This is a genomic window from Ignavibacteriota bacterium (assembly GCA_016708125.1).
In the GTDB taxonomy this organism is placed as follows: domain Bacteria; phylum Bacteroidota; class Ignavibacteria; order Ignavibacteriales; family Melioribacteraceae.
Map to the genome: position 1 here is coordinate 1,469,668 of JADJGF010000001.1, position 18,301 is coordinate 1,487,968.

An 18,301-nucleotide genomic window follows, 5' to 3' on the forward strand; every position below is an offset into this window, starting at 1 on the left:
ATTTTTTACGTTAACTTTATCAAATTCCTCAACTGAAATTCATGTCGAATTGGATGCATAACTGCGTGTTCAAGCATTGCATCAATACAATATTCAACTCCCCAGCGTGATTTAAATGTCGGGGAGTGAAAGTTTTCTTCTTCAATTTCAATTAATGGCAAACGCCATCTTCCAAATAAATTTAATAAATATTGTTCTGCATTTTTTTCAATATTATTTATTTCCGGTGGATTGTTTATTTCCGGATCAGGTAAATTTAATTTTTCACAAATCCACGTCATATAACCACGCGCAGAACGCAAAACATGAAACAATAAAGTTTCCAACGATTGATAATCCGGATCATCGGTTTTTGGTAATTCTACATTTAATTTTTTTGCTTCTTGCCAAGTTTTTAGAAAATTTGTTAAATGTTTTTCGTGCAATAAAACAAGTGAACGCGCACCGTTGTATTTATATTTTGGAATTTCATTATGATTCATTTTTTTACTTTTCATAAGTTGTTAATTTTGAGCGATATTTATAAACGGCGTTTCCCGAAGTGATGTATAAAGTTTTTCCGTCTTCATCACCAAAAGCGCAGTTTGTGGTTTGTCCGGGAACTTCAAAAGATTCTAATAAAGTTCCGTTACTTTCGTAAATCCAAATTCCTTTTGTTGCGGCAATAAACAATCTTCCGTTTTTATCAACCTTCATTCCATCGCCAAATCCATCCGGCTGCATATTTGCAAAAAGTCTTTTATTTGTAATTGTTGAATCTTTTACATCCCAAACGTAAACTTCATTACTTCCCGAGTTTGTAACGTATAAAAGTTTTTCATCGGGCGAAAACGCAATACCATTCGGGCGATGAAGCGAATTATCCAATAATTTTAATTTTCCGTTTTTTGATAATCTAAATATTCCATAATAACCCAATTCTTCTTCTTCGGATTTAATTCCATAAGGAGGATCGGTAAAGAAAATAGAACCATCGGATTTTACGGCGAGATCATTTGGTGAATTTAATTTGTTTCCGTAAAAATTATCTGCGAGAGAAATTTCTTTTCCATCGTTTAATAATTTTGCCATTCTTCTTTTTCCATGCTGAGCTAAAATTAAATTTCCATCTTTGCAAATAGCTAATCCGTTTGAATTTCCCGAAGGATCAAGAAAAGTTGAAAGTCCGTCTTTCTCATTCCATTTATAAATTTTGTTTGCCGGAATATCACTAAATAGAATTGCGCCGTCTTTCCAAACGGGACCTTCGGTAAATTGAAATCCTTCCGCAACTTTTTCAATTTGAGAAAATAATAATTGAGATGAAACGAGAATTAATATTGCAATTAAAAAAGAAAATTTTTGATTATTCATTGTTAATTTTCCCTTATTATTTTTATAAATTCAATTTGTGATATTAATAAATTTTTATCGCGCATAAGTAAATTTATTATTTCAAACTTGTTTACTAATATAAATTAAAATATATATGAAGAAAATACAAAAACTTGTTTTGCCCCTTCTGGTAATTATAATAATTGCAATTTTATATTTCAGTTATTTTGCTTCAAGCGATGAACTTGGGGATTTTACCAGATTTGAACCAAACAGTAATGCATCGCTTCCAATAATTGTAAAACTTGTAAAAGAAAAAGGCGTTCAAAGAACACAAGACGGGACTTATGTTTTTTATGTAGTTGATAAAAACAATAAAGAAGTTTTTGTGAGCGGATTAGAAAATCTTCCGCCGGGAATGGACGACTCGAAAACAATGGTAATTACCGGACATATGTCGGGGAAAGATGGATTTCACGCACATGGAATTGAGTTAAGAAATTAAGTATAAAATAGATTTACCAATTATGTATTAAAAATAATAATTAAAATTTTGGATTTAGAAATTTACTCAATCCAAGACGAAAAACAGTCTCGTTATATTTGTTATAAGCAATATTGAAATTTAGAACTCCCAAAATACCCGAAATTCCAGCATAAATTTCCCAGTAAAATTTATTTGTATTTTTATTCCATAGATTTAATGCACTTACTCCATTTACAAACTCAAAATTCCATGCTACCGGGAAATAAATTCCCAGCATATCAAAAAACGTTTTTCTCCAATTGTGTTCTAAATGAATTGCCAAACTTTTATCACCGGTTAATTGATAAGGCATAAGACTTTTAAAAGTTCCAAAAGGAGATAAAAAAGCTATTGAAGTCTGTGGAGTATATAAATGTTGAATATCATACTTTCCCAAAATTGCAGAGCCTTCTATAAAAACGCCAAGATAGGGAGAGAAGAACAATTCATCAAAAAAAGTATCAAAATAAAATTGATAAGCAGTAAAAAGACTGAGATAATTAAAACTACTTCCAAAATATTTATTGGAAAATTCGAATTCAGAGATAAACCCATCTTCTGCTATAAAACTAATTTCAAAAGGAGATTTTTTACTTTGAAGATTAAGGAAGATTCTACTATCTATTCCATCTTTAATTTCTGGATTAATTCTATTGATAGTTCTTAAATTAAACAAACTGTAATATTTTTTATATTCAAGCGATTTTTGGTTTTCGTAAGTATAACCAAATTGTAAGTTAATATTTTTATTGATTTTTTTATCAAATCCAAATTTGCCAGAAATTGAATGGAAATAGTTAAATTGATCTTCAAATCCAATTGAAACGCCTATGCTATTCCATAAATCAGAGTAAAAACGAAACTTACTAAATGGAACGGAACCATAATTTCCTGTAAGCTCAATACCGTCTAAAAAATTATTTTTTAATGGGAAATATGATGAAATGTGTGTGTCAACTGCTTTTCTGGCAAATGAGTATAAGATATTTCCGGACAAGCTAATTAAGGTACCAGAACTTTTAGTTGAATACTTTAATCCCAGAGCAATGCCATCAACCCTGTTATTTTTAAAGTTAATGTATTTGAAAATTTTCCCAAAATTGAAACCATTGTCTTGGGAATTATTTTCTTTAAAATCAACATTTTTAAAATATTCTCCGCCAATACCGCCTAATTTGAGAGACGAAACAATTTCTTTATTACTATCAATATTTTTAATAGCTTCTTTTTCAATATTAGAAACCGGGAATAGTCTGATAGAATCCATAATATCAAAATTGATTACTGTTGGTGTTTTGTTAAATGAAGTGTCGTCAAGTCGATTTATATTCGTTAAATAAGGATCACTATTTTCTAAATTTATTTTGTGGTTATTCATTACTTTCACAAAAGATGTAATTGCACTATCAAGAATGAACAAATAATTATAATTGAAATTAGTTTCCATTGTTGAACTATAAAATATAGGCAACCAATAATTATCAATTTTTTCAATATTTTGTATTACTGAGAGTTTAACATTTGTATAAGGTATAAAATTTCTATTTTCAAGTGTAAGATTTAACCCAGCCAACGCATAACTGGAATCATCAATTAGAAGTTCACCGCTAAAAGTTGGTCTAATTTTAGAATAAGGAATAACTTTTATTTGATAAAAAGTTCTTGATTTATTTTGCTTAATTCCCAATAGTTCGTAATCATAATAGTCAAAGGCAAATTGAGAGATAGGAAGGTGAAAAACAAACTTGCCAAGAATTAATGAATCGTTAGAAAAGTCAATTATTTTATTTTCAAAAAAATCCAGATCAAAAGTTTTAAAAGTTGTTTTGGAAATATTTTCCGTACTTGTAATTTTCGTTTTGTATTCTTTTATCTCACTACGAATCGCATTAAATCCTTCTCCAACATCTTCCTCTAAGAAAACAATATCGTTTCCCGAAAGCAATTTATTTTTTGAGTAAAAATTATAAAAGTAATTCTTCAATCCCTTTTTATTTTTTGCTTTGTTTTCAATTGCTTTTCTAATAATGGAATATGCAGGATTTTCATCAGCATTTACCAAAACTTCCGGTAAATTAATTACACTTGGAGTCAATTCTATATTTAATGAATTTTCATAAGGTATTGATACTTTAATTTGTTTTGAATTGTAACCAATACAACTTATTTGAAGAACGTGAATTCCCTTCTGTAAAACAATTTTAAATTCTCCAACTTCATCAGAACTTGTTCCATATTTCGTTCCGAGCAGCCCAATGTTTACATAAGGAATTTTTTTGCTTGTTTTAATATCAGTAATTATTCCGGAAAGATTAAAAGATTGAGCTTGAATAACTGAAAATATCAACAAAAAAATAATGGCAAGTTTCATAAATAAAGGTTCCAATTTTATTTATTTAAAAGACGAAATAAAATAACGAAATGTTACAAAGCTAAGCCATTTAATTTAAATTTTCTTAATTAAGTAAATATTTTATTTTCACCTTTCAAACGTAATAATTGATTTTTGAATTTTTCCAATTGCTTTTGAAACCAGCTTTTTTCTTTTTGAGATAAAAACTTATAAATTATTTCTGAAAATTTTGCTGCGCGCAAATATCCGTAAACTTTGTGCGGATTTCTTTGATTATTAATTTCATAATCATTTGTAATAAAATAATTTTGTGGAACAACTCCGCAAATATTCGTATTATAATATTCTGAAAAAACTGAGTTCCCGGCAATTTTATCTTCTTCATCCGCAAAATTTATCCATTCGTTTACACCATCCGGAGTTTTTGGATTTTCGGAAATGTTTAAGTTCGATTTAATCTTTTCTAAAATTACCGGAAGTCCAAGCGGAGAGCCAATGGTAAGAAATTTTTCTACTTTAAAATTTGGAGTAAATAAAGTTAAAATATCATAAATTATTATTGAGCCCATTGAATGAGCAATTAATAAAATTTCTTTATTTTCATGTTTTTTTAGTTCAGCCAAAATTCTGTAAATAATAATATTTCTGTAATCTTTAAATTCATTTTCGGATGAATAATAAATCCCCAGCTCTCTAAAATATTTTTTTACAATAAATTCGGAAATCAACTCGTGATTTTTTACAAAATCCGGATTGAGAAATATTTTATCAAATTGGTTATATAAGAATTGATCAACCAAAGAGTTTAATTCAATTTTTTTTGGAACGAAATTTTTATCAGAGGGTAAATATTTTTCAGCGATATAGTATTTGCTGTTTTTATCTTTCTCATTTTCATCAAGAGGTTTTTCATTTAAAATATCTGCCCAGTAAATTAATTCAAATTCATATTGAAGATTTGGTTTCCCAATATTTTTCAATCCTTCATCAATAGATTCTTTCCACCATTTAGATAAAATATCTTTCTTGGGTTTATTTCCGAGTCCGTGAATTCCAATAATTATTTTAGACATTTTTAGGTAAAAGTTAAAAGAGTAAGATTATGATTAAGAAAAAAAACGCTTAAGTAAAATTTACGGAAAGTAAATGTTGTTTCAATATGAATGATGGTGAATTGAATATTAATCTTTGCGGAAAGATTATTTTCCAACCACAAAGATTTTTTAAATAAATTTTATTTTTTATGCTTTAAAATTGTTTTAACTAATTTATCGGCGCCGTGAGTTAAAACATCGTAAGTGGGAATGTCATATAGTTTTGAATATTCGCCGCAAACTTTATCAATTTCCTTTCCATTCAAATTTTCATGATTAATTGTAATTGCGGCAATTTGTTTACCGGAAATAACTTCTATTGCTTTCATTTGTTTTGATAGCGGATGAATTGAATAATCCGGAAATCCAATATATTCTTTTCTTGTTGGCGAGTGCTGAAGTACAATTACGGCCGGTCTTCCGCAAGTTAAAATTTCAAATCCGCTTGGGTTTGCGGGATTTAATAATCCGCCTTGACCTTCAATAACAATAAAGTTCGGCTTTTCATTTTTCCACGCTTTGTAAATTACATTTTCAAGTTCACCGTTTACAAAATTATTTACAATCGAGTCTAAAATAATTCCATATTTTGCGCCTTGCATCCAAGCCGTTTGTCCGGTTCCAATAAATTCGGCTTTATATCCGGCCGTTCTTAAAGCATGAACCAAAAGCCATGCGGTTGTTCTTTTTCCAACCGTAGAATCCGTTCCGAGAACCGCAATTATGAAAGAGTCAACTTCTTCAATTTTTCCCGCAAAAGAGTGAAGTTCGCTTCTGGGAGCCGGTTTTCTAATATCTCTAATTGAAACTTCATTTTGTGTTGCCAAAGTTTTCAATTCTTTATCTTCCGATAAAAAATCGTTCAATCCGGAATCAACATTTAATCCCTTTTTCAACGCACTTTTTACAACGTCTCTTGTTGCGTCATCAAGTTTTCCATCTTTGGGATTTGTACCAACAATAAAATGAGTAGGTTTTAATTTGGAGTTTGCAGATTCCGAAAGAGCATCTTTTAATGATGCAAATATTGGAATATTATTTTCTTTATTATTTAAAACCATTCCGGAATCTTGTCCAGCGTAATTAGAATCAATTACCGAAATAATTTTATATCTTTCTGTAAATCTTACAAGACCGTTAGCTGTTTTGCCAGCCGGAGTATTGAATACTTTTTCGGAATAAATTATTGCATTACCTTCTGGTAATAAACTCATTGTTTCCTCCCCAAAAACTATAAGCTATGCGATGAAGATAAAATTTGATTAATATCTTAAAGAAAAAAAACGAACAGTAAATTTATATGAAATATTTTAGATTATATAAGAAAAGTAATTTGATGACATATTATTTTTTTGTTAAATAATACTTTTTATCCAAGAAGCTTTGTTTGAGGTAATTCCATCAATTCCAAAAGAATTTAACTTTTTTGCATATTCCGGATCATCAACCGTCCAAACATACAAAAGTAAATTTGCTGATTTAATCTTTTTAACAAAATCCGGAGTTAAAATTTTTCCGGCACACACATTAAAACCATCCAGATTTGCCTTTTTCACTTTCGAAATTAACTTTTTGTGAAAAATTCCCAATAATCTTGTGTATAAGTTGTAATCAAAATTAACAAGATACAAAATCTTATAATGTGACATTATTTTTTTAGCTTTTTTAAGAACGCGAAATTTAAAAGAAATAATTTCTACTTGTGAAGTTGAAACATTTGAAGATTCGAGGTCTTTCTTTAAATGTGGAAGAATTTTCGAATCACATTTTATTTCAATAATTAATTTTCCGTTATTTGGAATTGTATATAAAACTTCTTTTAAAGTTGGAATTTTCTCATTCTCAAATTGAATACTTTTCCACAAACCAACATCAAAATTTTTTAATTCAGACAAAGTAAGATTCTTAACTTTTTTATTTATTCCGCAGAATCTTTTTAAAGTTGAATCGTGAATTACAACAACATGATTGTCTTTACTTAAATGAACATCAATTTCAACGGCATCTGCGCCTTTTTTCCAAGCTAAATTAATTGAAGCTAAAGTATTTTCCGGAGCTTTAAAAGATTCACCGCGATGTGCAATAATCAAAGGTTTCATAATTTCTAATATTTATTCACTTTGTAATAAAATTATTTTACAGAGTATAACAATTTGTTGATTGAAGAAAAATAAAATAATAAATTGTTATTATCTTCAATAAATAAGATAGTTTGAAATCCTTTAAGGAGGCAAAATGAAAATATTTTTAACAATTATAATTTTATTTACTTTTTCGATTAATCTATTTTCTCAAACAGAATGGAATAAAGTTTGGACAATGCAGCAAATGCCGTTTCAGCCGGAAGACATAACTTCGGAACTGACCAAAGTAATTGCCGGTTTTGATACAGACGGCGACGGCTGGGGAGAATTTATTTGCGGAAATTCCGATCTTGAAAAAAATCATGCATTAATGTATGAAGCCACCGGCGATAATACTTATGAGTTGGTTTGGTCTTTTGAATTTCCTGTTGCCGGAACGGGCTGGTTTGGTGTTGCCGTTGGCGATGTTGATAATAACGGAAAAGTTGATATTGTTCTCGGATGGCCCTCTGATGTTAACGCCGGCGATGTTAATCCCCCAAGAATTTTTACTTTTGAATGGAGCGGTGTGACCGGAGAAAATATTTACGGTAGAAAAAATACTGATGGGACTTTTAGACCAACTCACCAAACAAATTTTGATTTGCCGGATAACACCGAGTGGAATCCGTTTAGTATGTTAATTGCAGATATTGATAAAGATAATGTAAATGAATTGATTATCGGAATTAGATCCGGCGGAAGAGAAAAAGAAGTTGTTGTTGCTTCGGTTACGGGCGGAACACTTTCCGGTTTTGGTAAATATGTAATTGAATATAATTATCAAAATTTAGAAGGCGGTTCAAATTACTGCACGGCAATTGGTGATTTAGATAACGACGGCAATACGGAAATTTTTGAAATGGTTTGGAATATGTTCACTTTAAGAATGTTTGAAGTTACCGGCCCGAACCAATATGAACATGTAAACGATTTGGAACAAATTTATGCAGATGAAGAAATTGATTACGGTGCTTTGGATGGATTAAAAATTGATGATATAAACGGTGATGGAAAAAATGAATTATTTATTGCCGGAACAGAAGATGCAAATACTGTATTTATAATTCAAAATATTTCAGACATATCTCAAATTACGGAAAGTGATATAGTTGAATTAACTCACATCCCGACAAAAATAAAACCGGATGGAGGTTTAACGTTGGGACAATTTAGAAATATGGTAATTGGAGATCCAGATAAAGACGGTTTGAAAAGTCTAATAATTGCCGGCGAGCAAAACGGACAAATTTTTGATTTGGAATATAAAGGAAGCGGAGATTTGGCTGATGAAAACAATTGGAATTTAACAGTTGCTTATGATGTTTTTGAAGACGCGCTTACAGAAGTTGTTGATACGGTTGCCGCAAAATTAACTCCCCGACTTTATTACGGCGCACTTGCAAACGATATGGATGGAGACGGATTGAGTGAATACGTTTTTACAAATTATTCAAATGATAGAAGTCTTTGGGCTAATGATCCTTATGTAACAATTCTTGAATCAGCAAAAGCAACGGGAATAGTTTTGGAAAATAATTTTGTTCCGGAGAAATTTGAATTAAGTCAGAATTATCCCAATCCGTTTAATCCAATAACAACTATAAAATATTCTGTTTCATCTGCTTCTGTCATTTCGAACGAAGTGAGAAATCTCAGAGATATCTCGTCGCAAGTTTACCAGACGCGGCTGGCTCCTCGAAATGACAATGTGCAAATAACTTTAAAGGTTTATGATATTTTGGGAAAAGAAATTGCAACATTAGTAAATCAAAAACAAAATCCGGGAAATTATGAAGTAACATTTGATGCAAGCGAATTAAACAGCGGAATATATTTTTATAAATTAATTTCCGGAAATTTTATTGAAACGAAAAAAATGATTTTAATGAAATAATTTTAATTGTAGAGACGCAATATATTGCGTCTCTACACAAATTTTAAATTCACTCAAAACTTTAAACAAACAAAAATTTTTCATCATATAAATTCCTTTATAAAAATTCCGTATTTTTACGCATAATTATCATTTCAAAAAATGAAAGACTGCGAACAAAAATATCTAAATTATTTACCGCAAAGAGACGTAATTTTTGTATTGGGAGCCGGAGCTTCTCAGCCGGACGGAGTTCCGTTACAGAAAGATATTCTTCCAATGATACTTTCCGAAAAACAAAAAGAAATTCAAGATTCTAAAATCGGAAGTTCTGTTATAGAATTTATAAATGATAATTTTAAGTATGATCATAAAACCAAGCAGTATCCGCAGCTCGAAGCTGTGTTTGGATTTCTAGATTATTTCATTCAGCAAAATGAAAGTCTGAATGCAAAATACACACACAATAAAATTGTTGAATTAAAAGAATATCTCATCAAGCTCATTCATTACATTGTAAATTTACGAACGCACAAACAAAGTAAATATTATAATTTATTTTGGGAAGCTGTTGATAAATTCAACAAAAATATTTCCATCATAACATTAAATTATGATACGCTTCTTGAGCAATCTTTCGATTTTCTCTTCAAAAAATCCGGCTATATTGATTATTGTCTCCATTTAATGAATTATGATAAATTAGCCGAATTAAAGAATTTTAATTTTTGGATAAATCCTCGCGAACCGGTTTTAGCTAATGAAAATGAAAATCCGTTTGCAATAAAAATTTTAAAACTTCACGGAAGTTTAAATTGGAAATACTGCAATTGCTGTAATCAAACTTTACTTACTCCTTGGGATAGAACAATTGATTTGCAAGGCGGAAAATTTTTGGGATTCAAATATCCCGATAACGAAAAATATGAGTATTTATGTCCGCTTGATTCTACAGAATTTCAAACATTAATAATGCCGCCCTCGTATCTTAAATCATTAAATCAGCCGGTAATTTCACAGCTTTTCAGCGAAGCTTCGCGTGAAATAAGAGATGCAAAAAAAATAATTTTTGTCGGATATTCTTTATCGGATGCGGATATTCACATAAAAGCACTTTTCAAAAAACAATTAAGAAAAACCACGGAAGTTATTGTTGTAAATAGTAAAAAAGCCGCAGTTTTAGAGAACAAATATTCGGCAATTGCAGAGAAAATTAGATTTGTAAATCTTGCCTTTGAAGATTTTGTTTCCGAAGAAAATTTACTTAAAGAGATAATATCCTAATTTGTTCTATTGTTTTAGAGTAATTCAAAAAAGTACTATTAGAAAAGCAATTTATTTCTTAATTTTGAGCAATTAGGAGAGAAAGAATGTTATCAAAAATTTCCACATTAATTTTAGGAGTTCTTTACGAAAAGGAAAGAAATCCCTACGAAATTACAAAAATGTTGAACAATCTTAATTTAAGAAAATGGTTTAACATTGCAGATTCTACAGTTTACGCAACAATAAACACATTAAAAAGACAAGGTCTTATTAAAGGCGAAACACACCGCGAGGGAAGTTTTCCCGAAAAAACTATTTATGCTATTACTGCAGAAGGCGAGTTTGAACTTCACAATACAATTTCAAATTATTTGGAAGAAAATGATCCGGACGGATCAAAATTTGATATTGCGCTGGTTTTACTACATCACTTAAGTAAAGATGAAATTCTTCAAAAATTGAAAATTAAATTGGAAAATTTGGAGATTTCTACTTACGAAATTAAAACTCAAATTATTCATTTGGAAAGAGAAAGATCGGTTGCGTTTACCGGTTTACTTTTGCTTAAACACAGATTATATATGGCCGAAACTGAAATCAGAACAATTAAAGAAATTATCCGTGAATTTAATATTAAAGAAGAAATTAAAGGCGCGTCGGTTTTTGATGTAAGCTTGGTATAAAAAAGTTAAAATCCGTTAGCTAACGGAAAAAATGAAAAGTCAAAGGTAAAAACAAAAGACGTATAAACGTGACAAGAAAAAATTGAAAAAAAATGATAGTTGTCATTCCGGAAATTACGTAGTAATTATCCGGAATCTCAGTTGCCGATCTTCATCAACATGAAAAACAAATTTAATTTTTTACAACTTCCGTTCTGTTATCAATTCCAAATAAATCATACGGTTTTTTGCTGAAATTTTCATCGAACAGAAAAACTGTAATTATGATAAATGCTACAAATCCCAATAAAATTGCAAAATGCACAAAATTTGTTTTTTGAATTTCATGACGATCTTTAATTTCGCAAACTTCTCCGGGGCAATATTGAACTTTATCTTTAAAAAATATTGGGTACACTTTACATCCTAAACAAATTCCAAACGCAGATTCGAAAAAAAGAAAAATTAAACAAATAAGGCAAATCATTCCGGTAATTGGACTATATGAGTTTACTATAACTTGCAAAGCTAACATTATAATTCCGAGAGCAATTCCAATATACCAAGCAAATTTTTTCTGAACCGCACCAACGTATTCCGGAGTTTGATTATTTACAACCCATCTTGCAATAATTAATGTTGGTGAATATTTGGGATTTATAAAAACGCGAATTAGCATATCAGTAAGGAAAATTACAATTGCATATTTTAGCAATGTAAAATCAGCCGTAAAAATTACTTTTAAAATTGCAATAAACATTAGTACGAAAAGCATTCCAGCCGCAGCTCTAATTTCTCTCTCATTTAAAACGCGGATATTGTAACCTTTTACATCTTCACCAAATTGAATAATTTTGCTCATAAATTTTCTTTCATAATAATTAAAGGATATAATGTTTCTTTTGACGTTAATATTACGTAAAAGTTGTGGTATAAAAAAACCCAATTTCTTTTGAAAATTGGGTTTGTGAAAATTAAACTAAAATTATTTTCCTAAAGTTGTTCCTTCCGCACGCAAATCTTTGACGGCAACCACAACTCTATTTTTCATCGATTCTTCGGCTTTCTTCATATAACTTCTTGGATCATAATGTTTTTTGTTGCCAACTTCGCCATCAACTTTTAAAACACCGTCATAATTTTTCAACATATGATCAGCAATTGGTCGAGTAAAAGCAAATTGTGTATCTGTATCAACATTCATTTTTACAACGCCGTATTCAAGAGTTTCTCTAATTTCTTCCAAACTTGAACCGCTTCCGCCATGGAAAACCAAATCAAATGAAGCAGCTTCGCCATATTTTGCAACAACTGCATCTTGACCTTGTTTCAAAATAATTGGTTTTAATTTTACGTTGCCGGGTTTATAAACACCGTGAACATTTCCAAAAGTTGCGGCAAACATATAACGCGCATCTTTTACTTGGGATAATCTCTCGTAAACGTATAACATATCTGCCGGAGTTGTATAAAGTTTTTCTGCCGGAGCGCCTTCGTTATTAACACCGTCTTCTTCACCGCCAACAACGCCAGCTTCAACTTCTAAAATAATTCCTAATTCTTGGCATTGTTTTAGTAAATCTACAGCAATATCCATATTTTCTTTTAGCGGAAGTTCTGAACCATCAAACATATGTGAATTGAATAAAGGTTTTTCTCCTTTTGCAACTCTTTTTCTTGATTCTTCAATTAACGGTTTTAAAAATGAATCAACCTTTTTAGCTTGGCAATGATCGGTATGAAGAGCAACATTTATATCATATTGTTCGGCAATAAAATGAACGTGCTGCGCAATTGAAATTGCTCCTAAAGCCGCATTTTTAATGGCTAAACCCGAAGCAAACTCGCCGCCGCCCGTGCTCACTTGAATAATTCCATCAGATTTTGTTTCAGCCAAAGCTTGTAAAACTGCGTTTGCGGAAGATTCGGAAACAACATTAATAGCCGGATATGCAAATTTATTTTTCTTAGCGTTATCAAGCATTTGGCAATATTTCTTATAATCAACAACTGGCATTTCTGATCTCCAAATAATTATTATATAAAATTTTTTTACAATCGTAAACTTAAATAAAAATTTGTTCAACTTTTTGTTTCATTTTAAATAAAAGTTTAATTGTGTTATCTTTTGCTGGATAATTATTTACTAAGGTGAATAAATGAGCGAATGGAACTTACAAGGTAAAAAAGCCTTAATTACCGGCGGAACAAAAGGAATTGGTTTGGCAATTGCCGAAGAATTTTTAAAACTTGGTGCAGATATTTTTATTGTAGCACGCACAAAAAATTTGCTTAAAGAAAAATTATCTCAATGGAGCAAACACGGTTACGTAGTTTTAAGTTCATCAAAAGATTTAAGTGCGGCGGAAGAAAGAATTGAATTAGTAAATGAAGTTAAAAATCATTGGGAAAATTTAGATTTTTTAATCAACAATGTTGGAACAAACATTCGCAAAAAAACTATTGATTTTACAATTGAAGAATATGAAAAAGTAATTAACACAAATTTAATTTCCACTTTTGAATTATCGAGATTATTCTATCCAATGTTGAAAAAGTCGGAGAATTCAAGCGTTGTAAACATTACATCGGTTGCGGGATTAACCCATCTGCGAACCGGCTCACCGTATGCAATGACAAAAGCCGCAATGGTTCAATTAACAAAAAATTTAGCTGTTGAATGGGCAGAAGAAAACATTCGCGTAAACGCAATTGCGCCTTGGTATATTGATACTCCGCTTGTTGAAAATTTAATGAAAGATGAAGAATATTTGAAAGCTGTAATTGAAAGAACTCCGATGAAAAGAATTGGTAAACCGGAAGAAGTTGCATCGCTTGCGGCATTCTTGTGTATGGATAAAGCTTCTTATATAACGGGACAAACAATTGCTGTGGATGGCGGTTTTACAATTTATGGATTTTGATTTCTTATTTTAGTTAGAAAACATTTTTTGTTTTTAATCATAATCTTTTTCTTACTCTGCTTTTAAGAATGCAGAACAAAAAGATTAGGATTAAGAACAAGAGTAAGATTAAGAAGATTTTATAAGACTTAAAGAATAACGTTAGTAAATAAATTGTCATTCCAGTTTTCGCAGTTTTTTGCGGAATACCGGAATCTTTCGTAAAACAAAGTTTTTATGAAATAAATAATTATTCGGAAAACTCTTAATCATAATCTTACTCTTTTTCTTACTCTGCTTTTAAGAGTGCAGAACAAAAAGATTAGGATTAAGAACAAGAGTAAGATTAAGAAAAGGAAAAAAGTTACAATGATAGAATGTGTTGTATTTGATTTAGACGGAACTCTTGTAAATTCACATGAAAATATTTACAAAGCTGCCGTAAAAACTTTGGAAAAATTAAATTTACAAACCAATGTTGATAGAGAAATATTTTACAATTTATTGGGACATCATTTTAAAGATATTTTTGAAGGATGCAATATTCATGTTCCCGAAATTGAGCATTTTATTAACGAATATAAAAAAGTTTACTTTGATTTTATTGATGATTCGCACCTTTATAATAACGTTGAATTTTTACTCCAAAATTTAAAATCACAAAATATTAAAACCGGATTGCTAACAACAAAAGCTCAAGATCAAGCAGAAAATATTTCTATTCATTTTGATTTAACAAAATATTTAGATGTAATTGAGGGACGAAAAATTGGAATTCCAATTAAACCGGCGCCGCACCAGCTCATTAAAATTTGTAATAAATTAAATGTTAATCCGGAAAATACTTTAATGATTGGAGATACGGAATTAGATATTCTTTGCGGAAAAAATGCCGGGGCAAAAACCGCAGTTGTTGCTTACGGTTATAGAAAATTAGAAGAATTAAAAACTTACAATCCGGATTATTTTATAAATGATTTGATAGAAGTTATTGATTTAATCTAAATTTTGATGTCATTCCGGTTTTTGTGTTTTTTACAAAAGACCGGAATCTCATACAATAATAATCAACAAAATAATTATAATAACAATTATGAAAACACGAAACGGATTTGTAAAACACGAAACACAAAATAAAATTGCAACAATTACTTTCTATCATCCTAAAAGCAATTCTCTTCCCTCTGGATTACTTAAAGAAATGATAAAAATATTTACTCAACTTTCTGTTGATGAAAATATTAATGTAATAATTTTGCAAAGTGAAGGTGATAAAACTTTTTGTTCCGGCGCATCTTTCGATGAATTAATTGAAATAAATAATTTTGAAGACGGTAAAAAATTCTTCATGAATTTTGCAAACCTTATTAATTCAATTAGAAAATGTAAAAAAATTGTCGTCGGAAAAATTATTGGAAAAGTTGTAGGCGGCGGAGTTGGATTAGTTTCAGTCTGCGATTATACTTTTGCAACAAAAGAATCTTCATTAAAATTAAGTGAATTGGCTTTGGGTTTGGGTCCGTTTGTTGTTGGTCCACCGATTGAAAGAAAAATTGGAAAAGAAGCTTTTATAGAAATGTCTTTGGATTGTGAATGGCGTTCTGCTGATTGGGCAAAGCAACATGGCTTTTACAACGAAGTTTTTGATTTGGAAAATTTACTTGATGAAAAATTAAAAAGTTTTGTTCAACAATTAAGCGAAAGAAGTCCCGAAGCATTAGCTCAGTTAAAACAAATTTTTTGGGAAGGAACAGATCATTGGGATAAATTGTTAGAGCAAAGAGCAGAAAATAGCGGTAAGTTAGTTCTATCGGATTTCACAAAAAAATTTATTCAAAACTTCAAAAAGGAAACATAATAAAATATATGTCATTTGCCATTAAAGTAATTCTTGTACTTCTTTCAGTTTTCGTTCTTGAATTTTATTTTGTAAAAAAAGTAATTGCTTCAATCAAAAATCTCTTTCCTAAAATTTCTAAAAAGAAATTAAAAATTGGCAAATGGATAATTTTAACAATTGTAAATATTTATCCAATAATTGCAATTTTTGCATGGGTTTATGTTTTCATCAATAAAATAGGGTACTTTCAGCCGCCGGAAAATATTTTCTTTGACTATTTTGTTCTTTATCCTTTTTGGGTTGGAACAATGATTATTGTTCAATCAACATTATTTTTTCTAATTATAGAAATTTTAAGTTTAATAATTGCTCTGTTTTTAAAAAATTATAATGAGAAAATTAAACGAACGAAAACATTTTTGTTCTTCATAATATTTGTCGTTGCGGTAATTTACGTTCCTTCAAGAATTATTTATGATTACAACACAGTTGAAATAAATGAAATCAAATTCACAAAAGAAAATTTACCTAAAAGTTTAGAGGGATTTAAAATTGTTTTTATTTCGGATATTCAAGCAGATAGATATACCGATGAAAAAAGATTATCAAATTATATTGAAAAAGTAAATTCAACCAATCCCGATTTAATTTTAATGGCTGGTGATATGATTACCAGCACGCCGGATTTTATTGAACTTTCTGCAAATCAATTAAGTAAACTGAAATCAAAATATGGAATTTACACTTGCGTTGGCGATCATGATAATTGGGCATACCGAGGCGATAATGAAAGAAGCTTGAACGAAGTTACAAATGCATTATCGAAAGTTAACATTCCAATGATCAATAACAACAAACTTTACTTGGGAGTTGGAGAAGCAAATATTGAAGTTACATTTGTTACAAATACTTATGTTGAAACCATAAGCGATAAAGTTTTGGATTCACTTTCAACCAGTAACGGAAAATCTGACTTAAGGATTTTTCTTACTCATCAACCAAGAGAATTTCTGCTGGAAAAAGCAATTGAAAAAAAATATGATTTATTTTTAGCCGGGCACACTCACGGCGGACAAATAACATTTCTGTTTCCGTTTTATAATCTTTCACCAACAATGATTGAAACTCCATATATGCGCGGTGAATTTAATTTTGGAAAAACATTAATGATTGTAACAAAAGGATTAGGAATGTCGCTTGCGCCGGTTAGGTATAACGCAACTCCGGAAATTTCGGTTATTAAACTTTCTAAAAACTATGAATAAAAATTAATTAAAATATGACCTATTAAGTTGATATAAAGAATGATTAATTATATTTTTAAAAAGTCTTAAAAAATATTAAGATGATTTATTGGGAGGAACAATGAAAAAATTTTTTACAGCAACTCTTATAGTTCTTTTTCTTAGTACACTATCTTTTGCTACGGTTGAAATAAAAAGCCATACACAAGTAATTGCTGGAACTGTAACTCTCCATGTTTACGCTAATACAATTTCGGGTCAAGGAGTTCAAGCACAAGCAAGATATGGTTCTCCTTATACATATACTGGATTTGTTTCAGGTGTTTGGTATGAAAGAGGAAATGGAGATAGTTATACAAATTTTGATGTAGTAGTTTCAGGATTGCCCAGTAACGGACAAGTTGATTTCGAAGCAAGTAAATTAAACGTTTATGGAGATGTTTCTCAAGGGGGATTTGAGTATACGGGTTTTGTATACACAATTTCTGATGTTTTACCTGTAGAACTCACAACCTTCACAGCATTTGCTAATCAAAAAGAAATTAAATTAAACTGGCAAACAGCAACAGAAGTTAATAATTACGGATTTGATGTTGAAAGAAAACCGGAAACTGGAGATTGGAAGAAAATTGGTTTTGTTGAAGGTCATGGAAATAGTAATTCACCAAAAAATTATGCTTTTTCTGATAACACGGCTTTTAGCGGAAAATATTTTTATCGCTTAAAACAAATTGATATTGATGGAAAATTTGAATATTCAAAAACCGAAGAAGTAACTTTAGAAACCCAACTAATTTTTGAATTAAAACAAAATTATCCAAACCCTTTTAACCCCAAAACGAACATCCAATTTTCAATTCCAGAAATAAGTAATATCTCAATTTCTGTATATAATATTATTGGTGAAAAAGTTGAAACTTTGTTAAATAAAAAGTTAGAAGCAGGATTATATTCCATAATTTTTGATGCTTCGGAATTAAATAGCGGAATTTATTTTTATACAATTAAAACGGAAAATTTTATTCAAACAAAGAAAATGATTGTTGCAAAATAAAATTTTATTAAAATTTATTTGTGATATAAAAGAGCGATTTTTAATC

The 18,301-nt window shown here is 30.0% G+C and carries 17 protein-coding genes; 9 read left to right on the top strand and 8 right to left on the bottom strand.

The window, feature by feature from the left end; translation table 11 throughout:
- Nucleotides 1-5: 5 nt before the first annotated feature.
- Entirely contained in the window at nucleotides 6-497 is a 492-nt protein-coding gene (locus IPH62_06615) for a hypothetical protein (GenBank protein MBK7104939.1), read from the bottom strand.
- Nucleotides 487-1,353 (bottom strand): SMP-30/gluconolactonase/LRE family protein, encoded by an 867-nt coding sequence (locus IPH62_06620; GenBank protein ID MBK7104940.1) that lies wholly within the window; start codon nucleotides 1,351-1,353, stop codon nucleotides 487-489. The genes IPH62_06615 and IPH62_06620 overlap by 11 nt, the downstream gene beginning before the upstream one ends.
- A 115-nt stretch (nucleotides 1,354-1,468) precedes the next feature.
- Here IPH62_06620 and IPH62_06625 point away from each other — a divergent pair, with 115 nt between their 5' ends.
- The gene (locus tag IPH62_06625) at nucleotides 1,469-1,819 is read left to right on the top strand and encodes a hypothetical protein (protein ID MBK7104941.1); all 351 of its coding nucleotides are present in this window, start codon (nucleotides 1,469-1,471) and stop codon (nucleotides 1,817-1,819) included.
- 40 nt (nucleotides 1,820-1,859) lie between these two features.
- On the opposite strand, the gene IPH62_06630 is transcribed toward IPH62_06625, so the two are convergent.
- The 4 genes from IPH62_06630 to IPH62_06645 all read right to left on the bottom strand — a co-directional run bounded on the left by IPH62_06630 (nucleotide 1,860) and on the right by IPH62_06645 (nucleotide 7,386).
- Nucleotides 1,860-4,211 carry a carboxypeptidase-like regulatory domain-containing protein gene (locus IPH62_06630; GenBank protein ID MBK7104942.1) on the bottom strand — a complete coding sequence of 784 codons (2,352 nt, stop codon included), beginning with the start codon at nucleotides 4,209-4,211 and terminating at the stop codon, nucleotides 1,860-1,862.
- An 89-nt stretch (nucleotides 4,212-4,300) separates the two neighbouring features.
- Nucleotides 4,301-5,266, bottom strand: coding sequence for a hypothetical protein (locus tag IPH62_06635; GenBank protein ID MBK7104943.1), 966 nt, complete (start codon nucleotides 5,264-5,266; stop codon nucleotides 4,301-4,303).
- A 161-nt stretch (nucleotides 5,267-5,427) separates the two neighbouring features.
- The gene (locus IPH62_06640) at nucleotides 5,428-6,501 is read right to left on the bottom strand and encodes a DUF1611 domain-containing protein (protein ID MBK7104944.1); all 1,074 of its coding nucleotides are present in this window, start codon (nucleotides 6,499-6,501) and stop codon (nucleotides 5,428-5,430) included.
- A gap of 141 nt (nucleotides 6,502-6,642) precedes the next feature.
- Nucleotides 6,643-7,386 (bottom strand): glycerophosphodiester phosphodiesterase, encoded by a 744-nt coding sequence (locus tag IPH62_06645; GenBank protein ID MBK7104945.1) that lies wholly within the window; start codon nucleotides 7,384-7,386, stop codon nucleotides 6,643-6,645.
- Between the two features lie 136 nt (nucleotides 7,387-7,522).
- Here IPH62_06645 and IPH62_06650 point away from each other — a divergent pair, with 136 nt between their 5' ends.
- The 3 genes from IPH62_06650 to IPH62_06660 all read left to right on the top strand — a co-directional run bounded on the left by IPH62_06650 (nucleotide 7,523) and on the right by IPH62_06660 (nucleotide 11,235).
- A complete protein-coding gene (locus IPH62_06650; GenBank protein MBK7104946.1) occupies nucleotides 7,523-9,307 on the top strand; it encodes a VCBS repeat-containing protein in 1,785 nt (594 codons plus the stop codon).
- Nucleotides 9,308-9,448: 141 nt separating this feature from the next.
- Entirely contained in the window at nucleotides 9,449-10,570 is a 1,122-nt protein-coding gene (locus IPH62_06655) for an SIR2 family protein (GenBank protein ID MBK7104947.1), read from the top strand.
- A gap of 86 nt (nucleotides 10,571-10,656) precedes the next feature.
- Nucleotides 10,657-11,235: a PadR family transcriptional regulator gene (locus IPH62_06660; protein ID MBK7104948.1), complete on the top strand. Its 579-nt coding sequence runs from the start codon at nucleotides 10,657-10,659 to the stop codon at nucleotides 11,233-11,235.
- A gap of 172 nt (nucleotides 11,236-11,407) precedes the next feature.
- Here IPH62_06660 and IPH62_06665 read toward each other — a convergent pair whose 3' ends face one another.
- Together IPH62_06665 and fbaA are read right to left on the bottom strand one after the other, a co-directional pair.
- The gene (locus IPH62_06665; protein MBK7104949.1) at nucleotides 11,408-12,076 is read right to left on the bottom strand and encodes a DUF4395 domain-containing protein; all 669 of its coding nucleotides are present in this window, start codon (nucleotides 12,074-12,076) and stop codon (nucleotides 11,408-11,410) included.
- Between the two features lie 123 nt (nucleotides 12,077-12,199).
- The gene (fbaA, locus tag IPH62_06670) at nucleotides 12,200-13,231 is read right to left on the bottom strand and encodes a class II fructose-bisphosphate aldolase (protein MBK7104950.1); all 1,032 of its coding nucleotides are present in this window, start codon (nucleotides 13,229-13,231) and stop codon (nucleotides 12,200-12,202) included.
- Nucleotides 13,232-13,373: 142 nt separating this feature from the next.
- Between fbaA and IPH62_06675 the strand changes: the two genes are divergently transcribed.
- From IPH62_06675 to IPH62_06695, 5 genes are all read left to right on the top strand, one after another.
- Nucleotides 13,374-14,138 carry an SDR family oxidoreductase gene (locus IPH62_06675; protein MBK7104951.1) on the top strand — a complete coding sequence of 255 codons (765 nt, stop codon included), beginning with the start codon at nucleotides 13,374-13,376 and terminating at the stop codon, nucleotides 14,136-14,138.
- Nucleotides 14,139-14,486: 348 nt separating this feature from the next.
- On the top strand, nucleotides 14,487-15,122 hold the full coding sequence (locus tag IPH62_06680; GenBank protein MBK7104952.1) for an HAD family hydrolase: 636 nt from the start codon (nucleotides 14,487-14,489) through the stop codon (nucleotides 15,120-15,122).
- Between the two features lie 88 nt (nucleotides 15,123-15,210).
- The gene (locus IPH62_06685; protein MBK7104953.1) at nucleotides 15,211-15,975 is read left to right on the top strand and encodes an enoyl-CoA hydratase/isomerase family protein; all 765 of its coding nucleotides are present in this window, start codon (nucleotides 15,211-15,213) and stop codon (nucleotides 15,973-15,975) included.
- An 8-nt stretch (nucleotides 15,976-15,983) separates the two neighbouring features.
- Nucleotides 15,984-17,222, top strand: a complete 1,239-nt coding sequence (locus tag IPH62_06690; protein ID MBK7104954.1) for a metallophosphoesterase — start codon at nucleotides 15,984-15,986, stop codon at nucleotides 17,220-17,222.
- 100 nt (nucleotides 17,223-17,322) lie between these two features.
- Nucleotides 17,323-18,255 (top strand): T9SS type A sorting domain-containing protein, encoded by a 933-nt coding sequence (locus tag IPH62_06695; GenBank protein ID MBK7104955.1) that lies wholly within the window; start codon nucleotides 17,323-17,325, stop codon nucleotides 18,253-18,255.
- Nucleotides 18,256-18,301 lie beyond the last annotated feature (46 nt).

Coding starts and splice junctions, on each gene's coding strand:
- IPH62_06695 (MBK7104955.1), top strand. CDS start 17,323: ATGAAAAAATTTTTTACAGCAACTCTTATAGTTCTTTTTCTTAGTACA.
- IPH62_06625 (MBK7104941.1), top strand. CDS start 1,469: ATGAAGAAAATACAAAAACTTGTTTTGCCCCTTCTGGTAATTATAATA.
- IPH62_06630 (MBK7104942.1), bottom strand. CDS start 4,211: ATGAAACTTGCCATTATTTTTTTGTTGATATTTTCAGTTATTCAAGCT.
- IPH62_06685 (MBK7104953.1), top strand. CDS start 15,211: ATGAAAACACGAAACGGATTTGTAAAACACGAAACACAAAATAAAATT.
- IPH62_06640 (MBK7104944.1), bottom strand. CDS start 6,501: ATGAGTTTATTACCAGAAGGTAATGCAATAATTTATTCCGAAAAAGTA.
- fbaA (MBK7104950.1), bottom strand. CDS start 13,231: ATGCCAGTTGTTGATTATAAGAAATATTGCCAAATGCTTGATAACGCT.
- IPH62_06645 (MBK7104945.1), bottom strand. CDS start 7,386: ATGAAACCTTTGATTATTGCACATCGCGGTGAATCTTTTAAAGCTCCG.
- IPH62_06650 (MBK7104946.1), top strand. CDS start 7,523: ATGAAAATATTTTTAACAATTATAATTTTATTTACTTTTTCGATTAAT.
- IPH62_06675 (MBK7104951.1), top strand. CDS start 13,374: ATGAGCGAATGGAACTTACAAGGTAAAAAAGCCTTAATTACCGGCGGA.
- IPH62_06680 (MBK7104952.1), top strand. CDS start 14,487: ATGATAGAATGTGTTGTATTTGATTTAGACGGAACTCTTGTAAATTCA.
- IPH62_06690 (MBK7104954.1), top strand. CDS start 15,984: ATGTCATTTGCCATTAAAGTAATTCTTGTACTTCTTTCAGTTTTCGTT.
- IPH62_06615 (MBK7104939.1), bottom strand. CDS start 497: ATGAAAAGTAAAAAAATGAATCATAATGAAATTCCAAAATATAAATAC.
- IPH62_06655 (MBK7104947.1), top strand. CDS start 9,449: ATGAAAGACTGCGAACAAAAATATCTAAATTATTTACCGCAAAGAGAC.
- IPH62_06665 (MBK7104949.1), bottom strand. CDS start 12,076: ATGAGCAAAATTATTCAATTTGGTGAAGATGTAAAAGGTTACAATATC.
- IPH62_06635 (MBK7104943.1), bottom strand. CDS start 5,266: ATGTCTAAAATAATTATTGGAATTCACGGACTCGGAAATAAACCCAAG.
- IPH62_06620 (MBK7104940.1), bottom strand. CDS start 1,353: ATGAATAATCAAAAATTTTCTTTTTTAATTGCAATATTAATTCTCGTT.
- IPH62_06660 (MBK7104948.1), top strand. CDS start 10,657: ATGTTATCAAAAATTTCCACATTAATTTTAGGAGTTCTTTACGAAAAG.